We start from the raw sequence: 15,446 nt of genomic DNA, 5'->3' as shown, positions 1-15,446 counted from the left end.
GCGAGCGTGCTGATCGCGCCTCAGGCGCGAGCTGCACGCTTGCGGTCGTTTTCGCTGAGGTGACGCTTGCGCAGGCGAACGCTCTTGGGCGTGATTTCCACCAGCTCGTCGTCATCGATGAAGTCCACGCCGTATTCCAGCGTCAGGTCGATGGGCGGCGTGATCTTGATGGCGTCTTCCTTGCCGGAGACGCGGAAGTTGGTCAGCTGCTTGGTGCGCGTGGCGTTGACGACGAGGTCGTTGTCGCGGCTGTGGATGCCGACGATCATGCCCTCGTAGACCGGGTCGTTGGGCTTGACGAACATGCGGCCGCGGTCATCCAGCTTGCCCAGCGCGTAGGTGAAGATCTCGCCGTCGTCCATGGAGATCAGCACGCCGTTCTTGCGGCCGCCGATCTCGCCCTTGTGGGCCTCGTAGCCGTCGAAGATGGACGAGATCAGGCCCGAGCCGCGGGTCAGGTTCATGAACTCGTTGGCGAAGCCGATCAGGCCGCGCGCGGGGATGCGGTACTCCAGGCGCACGCGGCCATGGCCGTCCGGCTCCATGTTGAGCATCTCGCCCTTGCGCAGGCCCAGGGCCTGCATGACGCCGCCCTGGTGGGTTTCTTCCACGTCGGCGGTGACCAGCTCCATCGGCTCGCTCTTCACGCCGTCGATGTCCTTGAACATCACGCGCGGCTTGGAGACGGCCAGCTCATAGCCTTCGCGGCGCATGTTCTCCAGCAGGATGGTCAGGTGCAGTTCACCGCGGCCGCAGACCTCGAAGATGCCGTCTTCATCGGTCTCCGAGACGCGCAGGGCCACGTTGTGCTGCAGTTCCTTCTGCAGGCGGTCCCAAATCTGGCGGCTGGTCACGTACTTGCCTTCACGGCCGGCCAGAGGCGACGTGTTGACGCAGAAGTTCATCGTCAGCGTCGGCTCGTCGACCTTCAGCATGGGCAGGGGCGCCGGGTTGGTCGGGTCGGTCACGGTGACGCCGATGCCGATGTCCTCGATGCCGTTGATCAGCACGATGTTGCCGGGGCCGGCTTCAGAAACCTGCACGCGGTCCAGGCCGTGGAAGGTCAGCACCTGGTTGATGCGGCCGTTGACGGACTTGCCGTCCGGGCCTTCCATGACGGCGACCTGCATGCCGGGCTTAATGGTGCCCTGGCTGATGCGGCCCACGCCGATGCGGCCGACGAAGGTGGAGAAGTCCAGGGCCGAGATCTGCAGCTGCAGCGGAGCAGCCGGGTCACCCGTCTGCGCCGGCACGTGCTTCAGCACGGTGTCGAACAGGGCCGACATGTCGGGGCCCCACTGCTCGCCGGGCGCGCCCTCGGTCAGCGAGGTCCAGCCGTTGATGCCGGAGGCGTAGACGACCGGGAAGTCCAGCTGCTCGTCAGTGGCGCCGAGCTTGTCGAACAGGTCGAAGGCGGCGTTGATGACGGCGTCAGGCTTGGCGCCCGGCTTGTCGACCTTGTTGACGACGACGATGGGCTTGAGGCCCAGGGCCAGGGCCTTCTTCGTGACGAAGCGGGTTTGCGGCATCGGGCCCTCCTGGGCGTCGATCAGCAGCACCACGCCGTCCACCATAGACAGGGCGCGCTCGACTTCTCCGCCGAAGTCCGCGTGTCCGGGCGTGTCGACGATGTTGATGTGGGTACCGCCCCAGCTGACCGCGCAGTTCTTGGCCAGGATGGTGATGCCGCGCTCGCGCTCGATGGCGTTGCTGTCCATGACGGTGTCGACGACCTTTTCATGGTCGGCGAAGGTGCCGCTCTGGCGCAGGAGCTGGTCGACCATGGTGGTCTTGCCGTGGTCGACGTGGGCAATGATGGCGATGTTGCGGATCGGGGTGGTCATGGTGATGCTTCGAAATAAACCGGATCAGGCGGAAAGCAGAGCCTGGACCTCCGGTGGGGTCAACAGGCGATCGGCGATCAATTCGCCAGAGGTGATGTGGGCGCTTCCGAGGAAGGCGCGTTGTTCAGGACCGTAGACACGCACACGCTCGGCATCCGGCGCGTCGACGCGGCGGCGCAGGCCGGACAGGAAGCGCACCGCGTCCTGCATGTCCAGGCGCAGCTCGGGCACGTCGGCCAGCAGGCAGTCGGGCGACGTCAGCAGCGCGGCACGTTCTTCGTCGGGCAGGGCCTCGATCCGGGCCAGCGTCACGGCACCGTCCAGCGTCAGGCCACCGGAGCCCGTGCGGCGCAAGGCAGCCAGCGACGCGCCGACGCCGAGCCGGGCGCCGATGTCTTCGGCCAGCGTGCGGATGTAGGTGCCTTTGGTGCAGCGAACGTCGAGGGTCACGGTGCCAGCCTGCATGCTGACGATGTCGATGGCATGAATCGTCACGCGACGGCTCTTGCGTTCGATCTCGACGCCGGCGCGGGCGTATTCGTAGAGGGCCTTGCCTTCATGCTTGAGCGCCGAATACATCGGCGGCGTCTGATCGATCTCGCCGGTGAAGGCGGCACAGGCGGCAGCGATCTGCTCGGCGGTGATGTGATCGGCGTCGTGACGCTCCAGCACGTCGCCCTCAGCATCACCAGTCGTGGTGCGGATGCCAAGCGCCAGGGTCGCGAGATAACGCTTGTCGGCGTCCAGACTGAGCTGGCTGAACTTGGTGGCCGCGCCGAAGCACAGCGGCAGCAGGCCGGTGGCCAGCGGGTCCAGCGTGCCGGTGTGGCCGGCCTTCTCGGCGCGCAGCAGCCACTTGGCCTTCTGCAACGCGTCGTTGCTCGACAGGCCCAGCGGCTTGTCGAGCAACAACACGCCATGCAGCGGGCGACGCTGAACGCGTACCCGGGCAGGCTTTGCGGCAGTGACGACGGCCTCAGTCATTCGGCTCCTCGTCTTCCACTGCGCGCATCGCGTTGGCCCTGTTGATGAGGGCGCTCATCTCGGCGGCACGCTCGGTGGTGCGGTCGAACTGGAAATGCAGCGTCGGCACAGTGTGGATCTGCAGGCGCTTGAACAGGCCGTTGCGCAGGAAACCAGCGGCCTCGTTCAGCGCTTCCTGCGTCTCTTTCGGATCGCCGATCAGCACTGAGAAGAACACCTTGGCGTGGGCGTAGTCGGGCGTGACGTCGACCGCGCTGATGGTGGCCATGCCGATGCGCGGATCCTTCAGCTCGCGGATCAGCTCGGCCAGATCGCGCTGGATCTGGTCGGCGACGCGGAAGCTGCGGTTGGGGATGGCGCGTTTGTGTCTCATGGCGGTTTCCTGAAAGAACAAACCCCGCCCCGAGGGGCGGGGTTAACCCTCGGGGCTTTGGGTCAGAGCGTGCGGGCCACTTCCTTGATTTCGAAGAACTCGAGCTGATCACCTTCCTTGATGTCGCTGTAGTTCTTCAGCTTGATACCGCACTCGAAGCCTTCCTTGACCTCGCGGACGTCGTCCTTCTCGCGACGCACCGACTCGACCTCGCCCGTGTAGACCACGGTGTTGTCGCGCAGCAGGCGGAAGCGCGCGCCACGGCGGACCAGGCCGCTGGTGACCATGGAGCCGGCCACCGTGCCGATCTTGGAAGCCACGAACACGACGCGGATCTCGGCCGTACCCAGCGCCTCTTCGCGCTGCTCGGGGGCCAGCATGCCGGACATGGCCTTGGTCACATCGTCCACGGCGTCGTAGATGATGCTGTAGTAGCGCAGGTCGACCGCGTTGCCCTCGGCCAGCTTGCGCGCACCGGCGTCGGCCCGCACGTTGAAGCCGATGATGACGGCCTTGGACGCGATGGCGAGGTTGATGTCGCTCTCGCTGATGCCGCCCACCGCCGCGTGGACGATCTGCACCTTGACCTCGGCGTTGCTGAGCTTGAGCAGCGAAGCGGCCAGCGCTTCCTGCGAACCCTGCACGTCGGCCTTGATGATGAGGGGCAGCGTCTGCACGTCGCCCTGGCCCATCTCGTTGAACATGTTCTCGAGCTTGGCGGCCTGCTGCTTGGCCAGCTTGACGTCGCGGTACTTGCCCTGGCGGAAGGTCGCGACCTCGCGGGCGCGGCGCTCGTCGGACAGCACCATGAACTCGTCGCCGGCCTGTGGCACTTCGGTCAGGCCCTGGATCTCGACCGGGATGGACGGGCCGGCCTCGGCCGTGGCCTTGCCGTCTTCGTCCAGCATGGCGCGCACGCGGCCGTAGGTGGAGCCGGCCAGCACGACGTCGCCGCGCTTGAGCGTGCCGCTCTGCACCAGCACCGTGGCCACCGGGCCGCGGCCCTTGTCCAGCTTGGCTTCGATGACCAGGCCCTTGGCCATGGACTCCACCGGCGACTTGAGTTCCAGCACTTCGGCCTGCAACAGCACCTGCTCCAGCAGTTCGTCGATGCCCTGGCCCGTCTTGGACGACACGCCGATGAAGGGCGAATCGCCGCCGAAGTCTTCCGGCACGACCTCTTCGCCGACGAGCTCGCTCTTCACGCGCTCGACGTTGGCGTCAGGCTTGTCGATCTTGGTCATGGCGACCACGATGGGCACACCGGCCGCCTTCGCGTGATGGATGGCTTCCTTGGTCTGGGGCATGACGCCGTCGTCGGCCGCACAGACCAGGATGACGATGTCGGTCGCCTTCGCGCCGCGAGCCCGCATGGCCGTGAAGGCCGCGTGACCCGGGGTGTCCAGGAAGGTGATCATGCCGCGCGGCGTTTCCACGTGGTAGGCGCCGATGTGCTGCGTGATGCCGCCGGCTTCGCCAGCCGCAACGCGCGAGCGGCGGATGTAGTCCAGCAGCGAGGTCTTGCCGTGGTCGACGTGACCCATAACGGTGACGACCGGCGCACGCGGCAGGGCCTCGTGCTGCTGCTCGGCCGAGGTGCCCTCTTCTTCGAGGAAGGCGTCCGGGTCGTCCAGCTTGGCGGCAAAGGCCTTGTGGCCCATTTCCTCGACCAAGATCATGGCCGTTTCCTGGTCCAGCTGCTGGTTGATGGTCACCATCTGGCCCAGCTTCATCAGCTGCTTGATGACCTCTGCGGCCTTCACCGACATCTTGTGGGCGAGATCGGCCACGGAGATGGTCTCGGGAACGTGCACTTCCTGGATCTGCTGCTCGACCGGCGCCTGGAACGTGGACTGGCCATTGCCGCCACGGTCGCCGCGGCGGCCTGCGGCACCGCGCGCCGGAGCGCGCCAGTTGCCGCCGCCACCCGGGCGGCCGGCGCCGGCAGGGCCGGCACCGATGGTCTTGAGGCCGCGCTTCTTGGCGGCATCGTCGGCCCAGCTGGACGACAGCTTCTCGGACTTGACCGACTTCTTGTCGCCCGGCTTGCCGGCGCCTGCACCTGCGGCGGCCGGGGCCGCGGCGGGTGTACCGGCCTTCTTGTGGATGGTGCCCTTGATGCCCGCAGCGACCTCGGCCGGCTTGGGCTCTTCCTTCTTGGGCGCGACCAGGACCTTCTTGGGCGCGTTCATCATCGCGCGGATCTTGGCTGCCTCGTCCTCGGCAGCCTTGCGGCGGCGGGCCAGATCGTCCTGCTTCTGCTTCTCTTCGGCAGCGGCGTCGACGGCCTTGACGACGCGCAGCGCCGGCTTGGCAGCCTCGGGCGCGGGGGCCGGCGGCGGCGGGGCGACGACGTCGGGTGCAGGCGCGGGCGGCGGCGGCGCGACGACCTCAGGGGCCTCGGGTACCGGTGCGGCCTTGGCACCGCGCTTGGCGGCAGCCTTGTTGATGGCGGCAGCCTCGGCGGCGGCAGCGGCGGCACTGCGCGCGCGGGCCTCGGCCTGGTCGTCTGCCTTCTCGTCGGCCTTGGCGGCAGCGGCCGCAGCAGCGGCTTCGGCGGCGGCCTTGGCAGCGGCTTCGGCGGCGGCCGCTTCGGCGGCGGCCTTGGCAGCGGCGGCCTCGCGCGCAGCGCGCTCGGCCTCCTCACGGGCCTTCACCTTGGCGGCGAGTTCCTCTTCCTGGGCACGCAGAGCAGCGGCCTGGGCCTGGGCTTCTTCCTCGCGGCGGGCCAAGTCGGCTTCGTCCGGGCCGGCAGCGCCCTCGTCGGTCGCGTCGTCACGCTTGACGAAGGTGCGCTTCTTGCGCACCTCGACCTGGATGGTGCGGGCCTTGCCGGAGGCATCGGCCTGCTTGATCTCGGTGGTCGACTTCTTGACGAGGGTGATCTTCTTGCGCTCCGTGGCGGCGGTGCCGTGGGAGGAGCGCAGGTGGTCGAGCAGGCGTTCCTTGTCAGTCTCGCTGAGCGAGTCGTCGACGGAAGACTTCTTGACGCCCGCGGCTTGCAGCTGCTCCAGCAGCGTGCCCGCCGGCTTGCTCAGCTCGGCGGCAAATTGGGCGACGGTAGTCACGGCCATGTGGGGATCCTTCAGATTGCTTTCGGTGCGGCGCGGCGTTCGGTCTTGATCAGGCGTTGAACCAGTGTTCACGGGCCTTCATGATCAGAGCGCGCGCGGCCGCCTCGTCCATGCCGGACAGTTCGACCAATTCGTCCACGGCCAGGTCGGCCAGGTCGTCGCGGGTGTTGATGCTGCCCTCGGCCAGCTTGCTCAGCAGCTCGGGCGTCACGCCTTCCAGGTCGCGCAGGTCCTGGGAGACTTCCTCGACCTTTTCTTCCTTGGCGATTTCCATCGTCAGCAGCGCATCCTTGGCACGGGTGCGCAACTCGGTGACGGTGTCCTCGTCGAAGGCCTCGATTTCGAGCATTTCCTGCATCGGCACGTAGGCGACTTCCTCCAGGCTGGTGAAGCCCTCGGCGATGAGGATGTCGGCGACTTCGGCGTCCACGTCGAGCTTGTCGACGAAGAGCTTGCGGACGCTCTCGGTCTCCTGCTCGTGCTTGGCGGCCGATTCCTCGGCCGACATGATGTTGATGCGCCAGCCGGTCAGCTCGGACGCCAGGCGCACGTTCTGGCCGCCGCGGCCGATGGCGATGGCGAGGTTCTCCTCGTCCACCACCACGTCCATGGCGTGACGCTCTTCATCCACGACGATGGACTGCACGTTGGCCGGCGCCAGGGCGCCGATGACGAACTGGGCCGGGTCTTCGCTCCACAGCACGATGTCCACGCGCTCGCCGGCCAGCTCGGTCGTCACGCCGTTTACGCGCGAACCGCGCACACCGACGCAGGTGCCGATGGGGTCGACGCGGCGGTCGTGGCTGACCACGGCGATCTTGGCACGCGAACCGCTGTCGCGGGCGCAGCTCTTGATCTCCAGCAGGCCTTGCTCGATCTCGGGCACTTCCTGGGCGAAGAGTTCCTTCATGAACTCGGGACTGGAGCGCGACAGCATGATCTGCGGGCCGCGCTGGGTCGGGTCCACGCCCAGGATGACGGCGCGCACGCGGTCGCCGGTGCGCAGGTTCTCTTTCGAGATCATCTCGCTGCGCTTGAGGCGGCCTTCCACACGGCCGCTCTCGACAATGATGTCGCCCTTGTCCAGGCGCTTCACGGTGCCGACGAAGATCTTCTCGCCGCGCGACATGAAGTCGTTCAGCAGCTGCTCGCGCTCTGCGTCGCGGATCTTCTGCAGGATGACCTGCTTGGCGGCCTGGGCGCCGATACGGCCGATGGGCACGGACTCGACGGGCTCCTCGATGTGGTCGTCCACCTCGATGTCGGCGATCTGCTCCTGGGCTTCGAACAGCAGGATTTCGGCGTCGGCGTTCTGCAGACCGGCCTCGTTGGGCACGACGTGCCAGCGGCGGAAGGTCTCGTATTCGCCGGAGTCGCGGTCCACGCTGACGCGGATGTCGGCCTCACCGCCGTAAATCTTCTTGGTGGCCGAGGCCAGCGCAGCTTCCACCGCACCGAACACGACATCGCGCTCCACGCTCTTCTCGCGCGAGATCGCGTCCACCAGCATCAACATTTCGCGGTTCATTGCTTGAGACCTCCGTCAACCTTGTCTTGGCCGGGCGCCGCCGCTTCAGGCTCGCCCGCTTGTTTCTTAGTCAATGCCTTTTTCGGCTTGATGACGCCACGCTGGCCCGGCTTGCGGTCCGGCGCCGGCTCACCGCCACGCCCTTTGAAGCTGAACGCCGGCACCAGGCGCGCCTCACGCACCTCGTCCAGCGTGAAGTCCAGCGCCTGCTCGGCCGTGCCGTCGTCAAACACCAGGCGCCAGGCCTGATCACTCTCGGCACCCGGCTGGGCGCTGACGATGCCGCGGTATTTCTTGCGCCCCTGGAAAGGGAACTTCAGCGTGACGTCGACTTCCTGGCCAGCGAAGCGCGCGTAGTGCGCGGCGTTGCGCAGCGGCCGGTCCAGTCCCGGCGAGGAGACTTCGAGCCGGGAATAGTCGAAAGCTTCCACTTCCAGCACATACTGCAGCTGGCGCGTGACCTTCTCGCAGTCGTCCACCGTGATCAGTTCGCCGGCATCAGCCTGGGCCTGCAGCTTGTCGATCGTCACGCGCAGCACACCCCCGGCACTGCGTTCGCAGTCCACGAGCTCGTAACCGAGGCCGGTCACGGTGGTCTCTACAGCGGCTTGCCAACTCATGCGTCTGACGGGTTCCTGATGGGGAATGCGAGAAATCGAAAAAGCAAAAAAAATGGGCTGGATGAATCCGCCCACTCGTTCACCTGAATCCTGCACCGGGGGATATCGTCCGGAGCTCGCGAGAAGCCTGCCTTGCAGCCGCTCTCATTTCAAGTGAAGCTCGGATTGTACTGTGCAAGTCCCGTGCCGGCAAGCCGCCACCCCCTATGCATGCCAGAATCCGAGGTTGTTTGAGACCTCACAGGAGACACGAATGGGCTTTCTCGCCGGCAAGCGGCTGCTGATCACGGGCGTGCTGTCCAACCGCTCCATCGCCTACGGCATTGCCCGTGCCTGCCACCGCGAAGGTGCCGAGCTGGCCTTCAGCTACCAGGGCGAGCGCTTCAAGGAGCGCATCAGCGAGTTCGCCGCCGAGTTCGATTCCAAGCTGATCTACGACTGCGACGTCACCAGCGACGAGCAGATGGACGCGTTGTTCAACCAGTTGGGCGAAGTCTGGCCGGAATTCGACGGTTTCGTCCATTCCATCGGCTTTGCCCCGCGCGAAGCGATTGCCGGCAATTTCCTGGACGGCATGACGCGCGAGAACTTCCGCATCGCCCATGACATCTCGGCCTACAGCTTCCCGGCCATGGCCAAGCTGGCCGCGCCGCGCCTGCGCCCCGGCGCCGCCCTGCTGACGCTGAGCTATCTGGGTGCCGAGCGCTATGTGCCCAACTACAACACCATGGGCCTGGCCAAGGCCGCCCTGGAGGCCAGCGTGCGCTACCTGGCCCACGACCTCGGCGCCAAGGGGGTGCGGGTCAACGGCATCTCGGCCGGCCCGATCAAGACTCTGGCCGCCTCCGGCATCAAGGACTTCGGCAAGCTGCTGAGCCAGTTCGCCGCATCGGCGCCCATCCGGCGCAACGTCACCATCGAGGACGTCGGCAACGCCGCCGCCTTCCTGCTGTCCGACCTGGCCGCCGGTGTCAGCGCCGAGATCATGTATGTCGACGGCGGCTTCAGCCACGTCGCGCTGGCCGGCGGCGAGTAACGCAGCAAGCCCAAACGACAAGGGCCCCGAGGGGCCCTTTTTTCATGTCGGCTCGCGCGGAGCACCCTACTGCTTGACGCAGTCCACATAGTAGTGGCCGCGGCCGGTCTCGTCGTCCACCTCGTGCACGAGACCGTGCACGTCGGTCGCGAAGCCGGGGAACTTGGCGTTGAAGCTGCGAGTGAACTTCAGGTAGTCGACGATCTTCTTGTTGAAGCGCTCGCCCGGGATCAGCAGCGGGATGCCGGGCGGATAAGGCGTCAGCAGCGAGGTCGTGATGCGGCCTTCCAGTTCGTCGATGCCCACACGCTCGGTCTTGCGCTGCGCGATGTGGGCATAGGCGTCGGTCGGCGTCATGGCCGGCTGCAGGTTGGACAGGTACATGTCCGTCGTCAGTCGGGCGATGTCGCCCTCGGCATAGGCTTGGTGGATGCTCTGGCAGAGGTCGCGCAGCCCCATGCGCTCGTACTTGGGGAACTTGGCGCAGAACTCCGGCAGGATGCGCCACAGCGGCGCGTTCTTGTCGTAGTCGTCCTTGAACTGCTGCAGAGCAGTCAGCAGCGTGTTCCAGCGGCCCTTGGTGATGCCGATGGTGAACATGATGAAGAACGAGTAGAGGCCGGTCTTCTCGACGACGACGCCGTGCTCGACCAGGAACTTGGTCACCACCGACGCCGGGATGCCGGTCGCGGCGAAGCGCCCCTCCATGTCCAGCCCGGGCGTGATGATGGTGGACTTGATCGGGTCCAGCATGTTGAACCCCTCGGCCAGGCCGCCGAAGCCATGCCAGTCCTCGTCGGCATGCAGCATCCAGTCGGCCGACACCGGCTCGCTGCCTTCCTCGGCCCGCAGGTAGTCCGGACCCCAGACCTTGAACCACCAGTCGTCGCCGTAATCGCCTTCGACCTTGCGCATGGCGCGGCGGAAGTCGAGCGATTCCCTGATGCTCTCCTCCACCAGGGCCGTGCCGCCGGGCGGCTCCATCATCGCGGCGGCAACGTCGCAGCTGGCGATGATGGAATACTGCGGCGAGGTCGACGTGTGCATCAGATAAGCCTCGTTGAAGAGGTGCTTGTCGAGCTTCACCGACTGAGAATCCTGCACCAGCACCTGCGAGGCCTGCGAGATGCCGGCCAACAGCTTGTGCGTGGATTGCGTGGCGTAGACCATGGCCTCCTTGGGGCGCGGGCGGTTCTTGCCCATGGCGTGGAACTGGCCGTAGAAATCATGGAAGGCCGCGTGCGGCAGCCAGGCCTCGTCGAAGTGCAGCGTCGGGATATAGCCGTCGAGCTTCTTCTTGATGGTCTCGGTGTTGTAGAGCACGCCGTCGTAGGTGCTTTGCGTCAGCGTGACGATGGCGGGCTTGACGGTCGCCGGATCGACATGGGCCAGCAGCGGGTTAGCCGCGATCTTGGCGCGAATGGCCTCGGGGCTGAATTCGCTCTCAGGGATGGGGCCGATGATGCCGTAGTGGTTGCGCGTCGGCGTCATGAATACGGGGATGGCCCCGCACATGATGATGGCGTGCAGATTGCTCTTGTGGCAGTTGCGGTCAATGACGACGACATCGCCCGGCGCCACGGTGTGGTGCCACACCATCTTGTTGGACGTGCTGGTGCCGTTGGTGACGAAGAAGCAGTGGTCGGCATTGAAGATGCGTGCGGCATTCTTCTCCGACGCGGCGACGGGGCCGGTGTGGTCCAGCAGCTGGCCGAGTTCCTCGACGGCATTGCAGACGTCGGCGCGCAGCATGTTCTCGCCGAAGAACTGGTGGAACATCTGGCCGACCGGGCTCTTCAGGAAGGCCACGCCACCGGAGTGGCCGGGGCAGTGCCAGGAGTAGGAGCCGTCCTGGGCGTAGTCCATCAGCGCCTTGAAGAACGGCGGCGCCAGACCGTCGAGGTAGCTCTTGGCCTCGCGGATGATGTGACGGGCCACGAACTCCGGCGTGTCCTCGAACATGTGGATGAAGCCGTGCAGTTCACGCAGCACGTCGTTGGGCAGATGCTGGCTGGTGCGCGTCTCGCCGTAGACGTAGATGGGGATGTCCGGGTTGCGGTTGCGGATCTCCTGGATGAACTTGCGCAAGTTCAGCACGGCGGGGTCTAGCTCGGGGCCGGGCGTGAATTCCTCGTCGTCGATGGACAGAATGAAGGCCGAGGCGCGGCTTTGCTGCTGGGCGAACTGCGACAGGTCGCCGTAGCTCGTCACACCCAGGACTTCCATGCCCTCCTTCTGGATGGCCTCGGCCAGCGCGCGGATGCCCAGACCCGAGGTGTTCTCGGAGCGGTAGTCCTCATCGATGATGACGATGGGAAAGTGAAAACGGATCATGGGCGGCCTCCAGCGGGCGGGCATCAAAAAACGAAGCGGCGAAGTGTAGGGCCGCAGCATGTCTCACCCGTGTCCTGCGCGGTCTAAACTGAACCGACACCACAGCCCTGGGAGGCGCGATGGATTGGAACTGGGCCACCGTCTGGTGGATCGCCGCCGGCGTGCTGGTGGCTGCCGAGCTGGCCAGCGGCACTTTCTATCTGCTAATGCTGGCACTCGGCGCCGCGGGCGGCGCGCTGGCCGCGCATCTGGGCCTGGGCACGACGGGGCAGATGCTGGTGGCCGCACTGATTGGCGGGATCGCCGTCATCGCCTGGCATCTGAGGCGCGACAGGACGCCGAGGACACCTGCCTCGCGCAACCCGAACGTCAATCTCGACATCGGTCAAAGCGTGCTGGTCGATAGCTGGAGTTCCGAAGGCCTGGCCCAGGTCCAGTACCGCGGCGCGGCTTGGCAGGCCCGCTTCATCGGCAGCCAGCCGGCACAAAGCGGCCGGCACGTGATCCGCGCCGTCGAAGGCAGCTGCCTGCTGCTGGACCGCTGAGCACTCTTCTCTTCCAATTTCCACCAGAGGCTTCATGGAAATCGCACTCGTCGTTCTCGTCATCGCCGCCATCTTCGTCGTGCGCTCGATCAAGGTCGTGCCTCAGCAACACGCCTGGGTCGTCGAGCGGCTGGGGCGTTATCACGCTACGCTGACGCCGGGGCTGAACTTCCTCGTCCCCTTCGTCGACCGTCTGGCCTACCGGCACTCGCTGAAGGAAATCCCGCTCGACGTGCCCAGCCAAGTCTGCATAACGAAGGACAACACCCAACTGACCGTCGACGGCATCCTCTACTTCCAGGTGACCGACCCGATGCGTGCGAGCTACGGCGCCAGCAACTACGTCGTCGCCATCACCCAGCTCGCGCAGACAACGCTGCGCTCCGTCATTGGCCGCATGGAGCTTGACCGCACCTTCGAGGAGCGCGCCGTCATCAACACCTCGGTCGTCGAAGCCCTGGACGAGGCGGCGTTGAACTGGGGCGTCAAGGTGCTGCGCTACGAGATCAAGGACCTAACGCCACCCCCGGCCATCCTGCATTCCATGCAAGCGCAGATCACGGCCGAGCGCGAGAAGCGTGCGCTGATTGCCGCCTCGGAAGGCCGCCGGCAGGAACAGATCAACATCGCCACCGGCGAGCGCGAAGCGGCGATTGCTCGCTCCGAGGGCGAAAAGCAGGCCGAGATCAACCAGGCCCAGGGTCAGGCGGCCGCCATCACTGCGGTGGCCGACGCCACCTCGGACGCCATCCGCAAGATCGCCGCCGCCATACAGCAACCGGGCGGCGACCAGGCCGTGCAGCTCAAGGTCGCCGAGAAGGCCGTCGATGCCTACGCCCAGCTGGCGCAGAAGAACAACACCATGATCGTGCCGGGCAATATGTCGGAAGTGGCCGGACTGATCGGCACCGCCATGGGCCTGCTCAAGGGCGGCACGAAACCTTAGGCCCCGGAAAGCAAAAAAGCCCGCGAGGGCCCTTGCGAGGGCAGCCGCGGGCGCAAGGCGTTCGGGGGGCGCCGAACGAAAGCGATGGAGGTTGTCGCTTTACTGGGAGGTGCTGTCGATCAACCCCCGAAATAGGGAAGGCCGAAGACTTCAGAAATCAGTTTCCACATGTTCAGCTCCATCTGGCCGTCAAGCCGTATTTCGATGGAACTCAGTGTCTCGGATGAGAATCGCCCAGGGAACTACAAACCCTTGTAGTCCCGCCGTTGCCGGCACCCCTACAAAAGCCCCAGCTCCATGGCCTTTAGAACCGCATGGTTCTTGTTGGAGACGTCCAACTGCTTGAAGAGCTGCTTCATGTGGTAGTTGACTGTGTTCTCGCTGATGCCCAGCAAGCTGCCGACGACCCACGCACTCTTGCCATCCATCGTCAAACGCAAGATCTCCAGCTGTCTCGGCTGCAGACGCGGGGCTGTTGCAGGGACAAGAAGTCGCGCCGCAGCATCCTGCGCGTGCACGGCGAGCAACTGCAGATCCGCGAGCATTCTGCTGAGCTTGGTCGGATCCTTTGGCAGCGCCTCCTCACGATCGACGCCCAGTAAGAATCGGCGATACCCAGGCATGTGCACGCTGACGGCGATCCCGGTGCGATAACCAAACGGTGCCTGCGTCTCCCACAAATCGCCTGAACCAGCATCCGCATAAAGCTGCTGGTCGTAGACCAACGGAGCCGCATTGCGCATCACATGGCGATGCACGGGGTCGCGCCTGGCGTTCTCCGGATTGCTCGCTGCGGCGAGGAACTCGGCGGGCGTATTGCCGATTGGTATGTACTCGGATCGTTCACCTGCACCGCGGCGCTCAATAGCAAGCACGCCAGCGATGAGCCCGAAGTCCATGGCATGCGCGAAGTCGATCAGTCCTTGCCGGAAGGATGCGAAATCTGCCGCTTGACTGACTTGTTCGTACCGCTGCAAGTTCATGCGCTACTAGGGTTGGTAGGAGCAGCGGGTTCACGACAAACGCACACTGCAAACCATCCAAATGACGGGAGATCCGAATGCAGATGGCAGCTTGGCAACTGATGGCCTGCGAGACGGTCGTCAAGACTGTAAACGAGTTCGAATTGGCAACTCATGAACTGCGTCAAATCGGAAGTAGCGTTAGGGTGCACGATGCACGCTCTGGACTGCGCTCAGGCCAGGAGGTCTGGGCCACGATCGACACCGGCGAGCCCATCCAGATCGCCTGGGAATGGACGGAGGTCCAACCGGATGTGGTCGCCTTGTTCGACCCGATGAACATCCTCTGCAACGTATCGCTGATCGATGGCGACGGGCACGCGCTGGCCCGTTCTCGTCGCATGCTGCACCTGAACAATGTCATCCACCAACTCGACTGGCGCAACGCCTTGGACTGGCGCTGCACACGGCAACGCATCAGTTGCGCGGCATGAGCGCCATCATGGGTTATGATGGCAGGCTTGCAGGAGAGGTGGATGAGCGGTTTAAGTCGCACGCCTGGAAAGCGTGTGTGGGTTAATAGCCCACCGCGGGTTCGAATCCCGCCCTCTCCGCCAAGCATGATCGGGCCCTTCAGGGCCCGTTTTGCTTTCCGGCTCTCATGACCACAAGGCGGGCTGCATTGCGTCCAACTGCAGTTCGTCCCCGGGAAAGCGCAATTCGTCGCGTGGCGCTGGTTTACGCCCCCCGCTTGCTGAACACTGCGACGCGTGCCTTGCCGTCCGCAAGGTGGGAGGTAGAGATGTCGCGATTGCTGAAGGGTTGGTTGAGCTTCTGCCTGGCCTTGGGCTTGGTTGCAGGCGGGTTGCCCGCCGAAGCCAGCGAGGTGGTCAAGCTGGCACGCCTGGTCGTCAGCGGAAAGCGAAGCCCTAGCGAAGCACCTCGCGCGGCGCCGGCCGAAGCGCGCCCGGCAAGCACCGGCCCGCAGGCACACGGCAGCGGCGGCAACGACGATGCCGGCACCGCTCCCGCACCTACGCGCGGAGTTTCCTGAAACACCAGACACGCCAAAAAAAAAAAAATGCGCCGAATCCCGCAAGGAATTCGGCGCATTGTCATTTGTGGCGGAGTGGACGGGGCTCGAACCCGCGACCCCCGGCGTGACAGGCCGGTATTCTAACCAACTGAACTACCACTCCG

At 65.3% G+C, this 15,446-nt stretch carries 12 protein-coding genes, 2 tRNA genes and 1 pseudogene; 5 read left to right on the top strand and 10 right to left on the bottom strand.

Going from position 1 to position 15,446, the window contains the following annotated elements; all coding sequences use genetic code 11:
• Window positions 1–20: 20 nt before the first annotated feature.
• The 6 genes and pseudogenes from typA to rimP all read right to left on the bottom strand — a co-directional run.
• Complete coding sequence (gene typA / locus AC07VX_RS06450; RefSeq protein ID WP_493163901.1) at window positions 21–1,844, bottom strand: translational GTPase TypA; 1,824 nt, start codon at window positions 1,842–1,844, stop codon at window positions 21–23.
• Between the two features lie 24 nt (window positions 1,845–1,868).
• Window positions 1,869–2,828: a tRNA pseudouridine(55) synthase TruB gene (truB, locus tag AC07VX_RS06445; protein ID WP_493163900.1), complete on the bottom strand. Its 960-nt coding sequence runs from the start codon at window positions 2,826–2,828 to the stop codon at window positions 1,869–1,871.
• Complete coding sequence (gene rbfA / locus AC07VX_RS06440; RefSeq protein WP_493163898.1) at window positions 2,821–3,201, bottom strand: 30S ribosome-binding factor RbfA; 381 nt, start codon at window positions 3,199–3,201, stop codon at window positions 2,821–2,823. The genes truB and rbfA overlap by 8 nt, the downstream gene beginning before the upstream one ends.
• A gap of 62 nt (window positions 3,202–3,263) precedes the next feature.
• Complete coding sequence (gene infB / locus AC07VX_RS06435) at window positions 3,264–6,275, bottom strand: translation initiation factor IF-2 (RefSeq protein WP_493163896.1); 3,012 nt, start codon at window positions 6,273–6,275, stop codon at window positions 3,264–3,266.
• A 49-nt stretch (window positions 6,276–6,324) separates the two neighbouring features.
• Window positions 6,325–7,803 (bottom strand): transcription termination factor NusA, encoded by a 1,479-nt coding sequence (nusA, locus tag AC07VX_RS06430; RefSeq protein WP_493163894.1) that lies wholly within the window; start codon window positions 7,801–7,803, stop codon window positions 6,325–6,327.
• Between the two features lie 116 nt (window positions 7,804–7,919).
• Window positions 7,920–8,423, bottom strand: a pseudogene (gene rimP / locus AC07VX_RS06425) (ribosome maturation factor RimP); the annotation flags it as partial.
• A 253-nt stretch (window positions 8,424–8,676) separates the two neighbouring features.
• On the opposite strand from rimP, the gene fabI reads away from it, so the two are divergent.
• Complete coding sequence (gene fabI / locus AC07VX_RS06420; protein ID WP_493163892.1) at window positions 8,677–9,459, top strand: enoyl-ACP reductase FabI; 783 nt, start codon at window positions 8,677–8,679, stop codon at window positions 9,457–9,459.
• A gap of 66 nt (window positions 9,460–9,525) precedes the next feature.
• Here fabI and AC07VX_RS06415 read toward each other — a convergent pair whose 3' ends face one another.
• Complete coding sequence (locus AC07VX_RS06415) at window positions 9,526–11,793, bottom strand: Orn/Lys/Arg family decarboxylase (protein ID WP_493163890.1); 2,268 nt, start codon at window positions 11,791–11,793, stop codon at window positions 9,526–9,528.
• 119 nt (window positions 11,794–11,912) lie between these two features.
• Between AC07VX_RS06415 and AC07VX_RS06410 the strand changes: the two genes are divergently transcribed.
• Window positions 11,913–12,338 (top strand): NfeD family protein, encoded by a 426-nt coding sequence (locus AC07VX_RS06410; RefSeq protein ID WP_493163889.1) that lies wholly within the window; start codon window positions 11,913–11,915, stop codon window positions 12,336–12,338.
• A 34-nt stretch (window positions 12,339–12,372) separates the two neighbouring features.
• Window positions 12,373–13,284, top strand: a complete 912-nt coding sequence (locus AC07VX_RS06405) for an SPFH domain-containing protein (RefSeq protein WP_493163888.1) — start codon at window positions 12,373–12,375, stop codon at window positions 13,282–13,284.
• Window positions 13,285–13,562: 278 nt separating this feature from the next.
• On the opposite strand, the gene AC07VX_RS06400 is transcribed toward AC07VX_RS06405, so the two are convergent.
• The gene (locus AC07VX_RS06400) at window positions 13,563–14,267 is read right to left on the bottom strand and encodes an autoinducer binding domain-containing protein (RefSeq protein WP_493163887.1); all 705 of its coding nucleotides are present in this window, start codon (window positions 14,265–14,267) and stop codon (window positions 13,563–13,565) included.
• A gap of 77 nt (window positions 14,268–14,344) precedes the next feature.
• Between AC07VX_RS06400 and AC07VX_RS06395 the strand changes: the two genes are divergently transcribed.
• Both AC07VX_RS06395 and AC07VX_RS06390 read left to right on the top strand, forming a co-directional pair.
• Window positions 14,345–14,740 (top strand): DUF4902 domain-containing protein, encoded by a 396-nt coding sequence (locus AC07VX_RS06395; protein WP_493163886.1) that lies wholly within the window; start codon window positions 14,345–14,347, stop codon window positions 14,738–14,740.
• 32 nt (window positions 14,741–14,772) lie between these two features.
• Window positions 14,773–14,863 (top strand) — tRNA-Ser (locus AC07VX_RS06390).
• 121 nt (window positions 14,864–14,984) lie between these two features.
• Here the strand turns inward: AC07VX_RS06390 and AC07VX_RS06385 are convergent.
• Both AC07VX_RS06385 and AC07VX_RS06380 read right to left on the bottom strand, forming a co-directional pair.
• On the bottom strand, window positions 14,985–15,140 hold the full coding sequence (locus tag AC07VX_RS06385; RefSeq protein ID WP_493163885.1) for a hypothetical protein: 156 nt from the start codon (window positions 15,138–15,140) through the stop codon (window positions 14,985–14,987).
• A gap of 228 nt (window positions 15,141–15,368) precedes the next feature.
• A tRNA-Asp gene (locus AC07VX_RS06380) sits at window positions 15,369–15,445 on the bottom strand.
• Between the last annotated feature and the right edge of the window lies 1 nt (window position 15,446).

The organism is Roseateles sp. GW821-FHT03B02 (assembly GCF_059421025.1).
The sequence above is the reverse complement of the archived record's forward strand: the minus strand, read 5'-3'. Positions and strand labels throughout refer to the sequence as shown.

Bases quoted from the DNA above. Each gene is read 5' to 3' on its own strand.
- nusA (WP_493163894.1), bottom strand. From the start codon at position 7,803: ATGAACCGCGAAATGTTGATGCTGGTGGACGCGATCTCGCGCGAGAAG.
- AC07VX_RS06415 (WP_493163890.1), bottom strand. From the start codon at position 11,793: ATGATCCGTTTTCACTTTCCCATCGTCATCATCGATGAGGACTACCGC.
- AC07VX_RS06395 (WP_493163886.1), top strand. From the start codon at position 14,345: ATGCAGATGGCAGCTTGGCAACTGATGGCCTGCGAGACGGTCGTCAAG.
- infB (WP_493163896.1), bottom strand. From the start codon at position 6,275: ATGGCCGTGACTACCGTCGCCCAATTTGCCGCCGAGCTGAGCAAGCCG.
- truB (WP_493163900.1), bottom strand. From the start codon at position 2,828: ATGACTGAGGCCGTCGTCACTGCCGCAAAGCCTGCCCGGGTACGCGTT.
- AC07VX_RS06400 (WP_493163887.1), bottom strand. From the start codon at position 14,267: ATGAACTTGCAGCGGTACGAACAAGTCAGTCAAGCGGCAGATTTCGCA.
- rbfA (WP_493163898.1), bottom strand. From the start codon at position 3,201: ATGAGACACAAACGCGCCATCCCCAACCGCAGCTTCCGCGTCGCCGAC.
- typA (WP_493163901.1), bottom strand. From the start codon at position 1,844: ATGACCACCCCGATCCGCAACATCGCCATCATTGCCCACGTCGACCAC.
- AC07VX_RS06405 (WP_493163888.1), top strand. From the start codon at position 12,373: ATGGAAATCGCACTCGTCGTTCTCGTCATCGCCGCCATCTTCGTCGTG.
- fabI (WP_493163892.1), top strand. From the start codon at position 8,677: ATGGGCTTTCTCGCCGGCAAGCGGCTGCTGATCACGGGCGTGCTGTCC.
- AC07VX_RS06410 (WP_493163889.1), top strand. From the start codon at position 11,913: ATGGATTGGAACTGGGCCACCGTCTGGTGGATCGCCGCCGGCGTGCTG.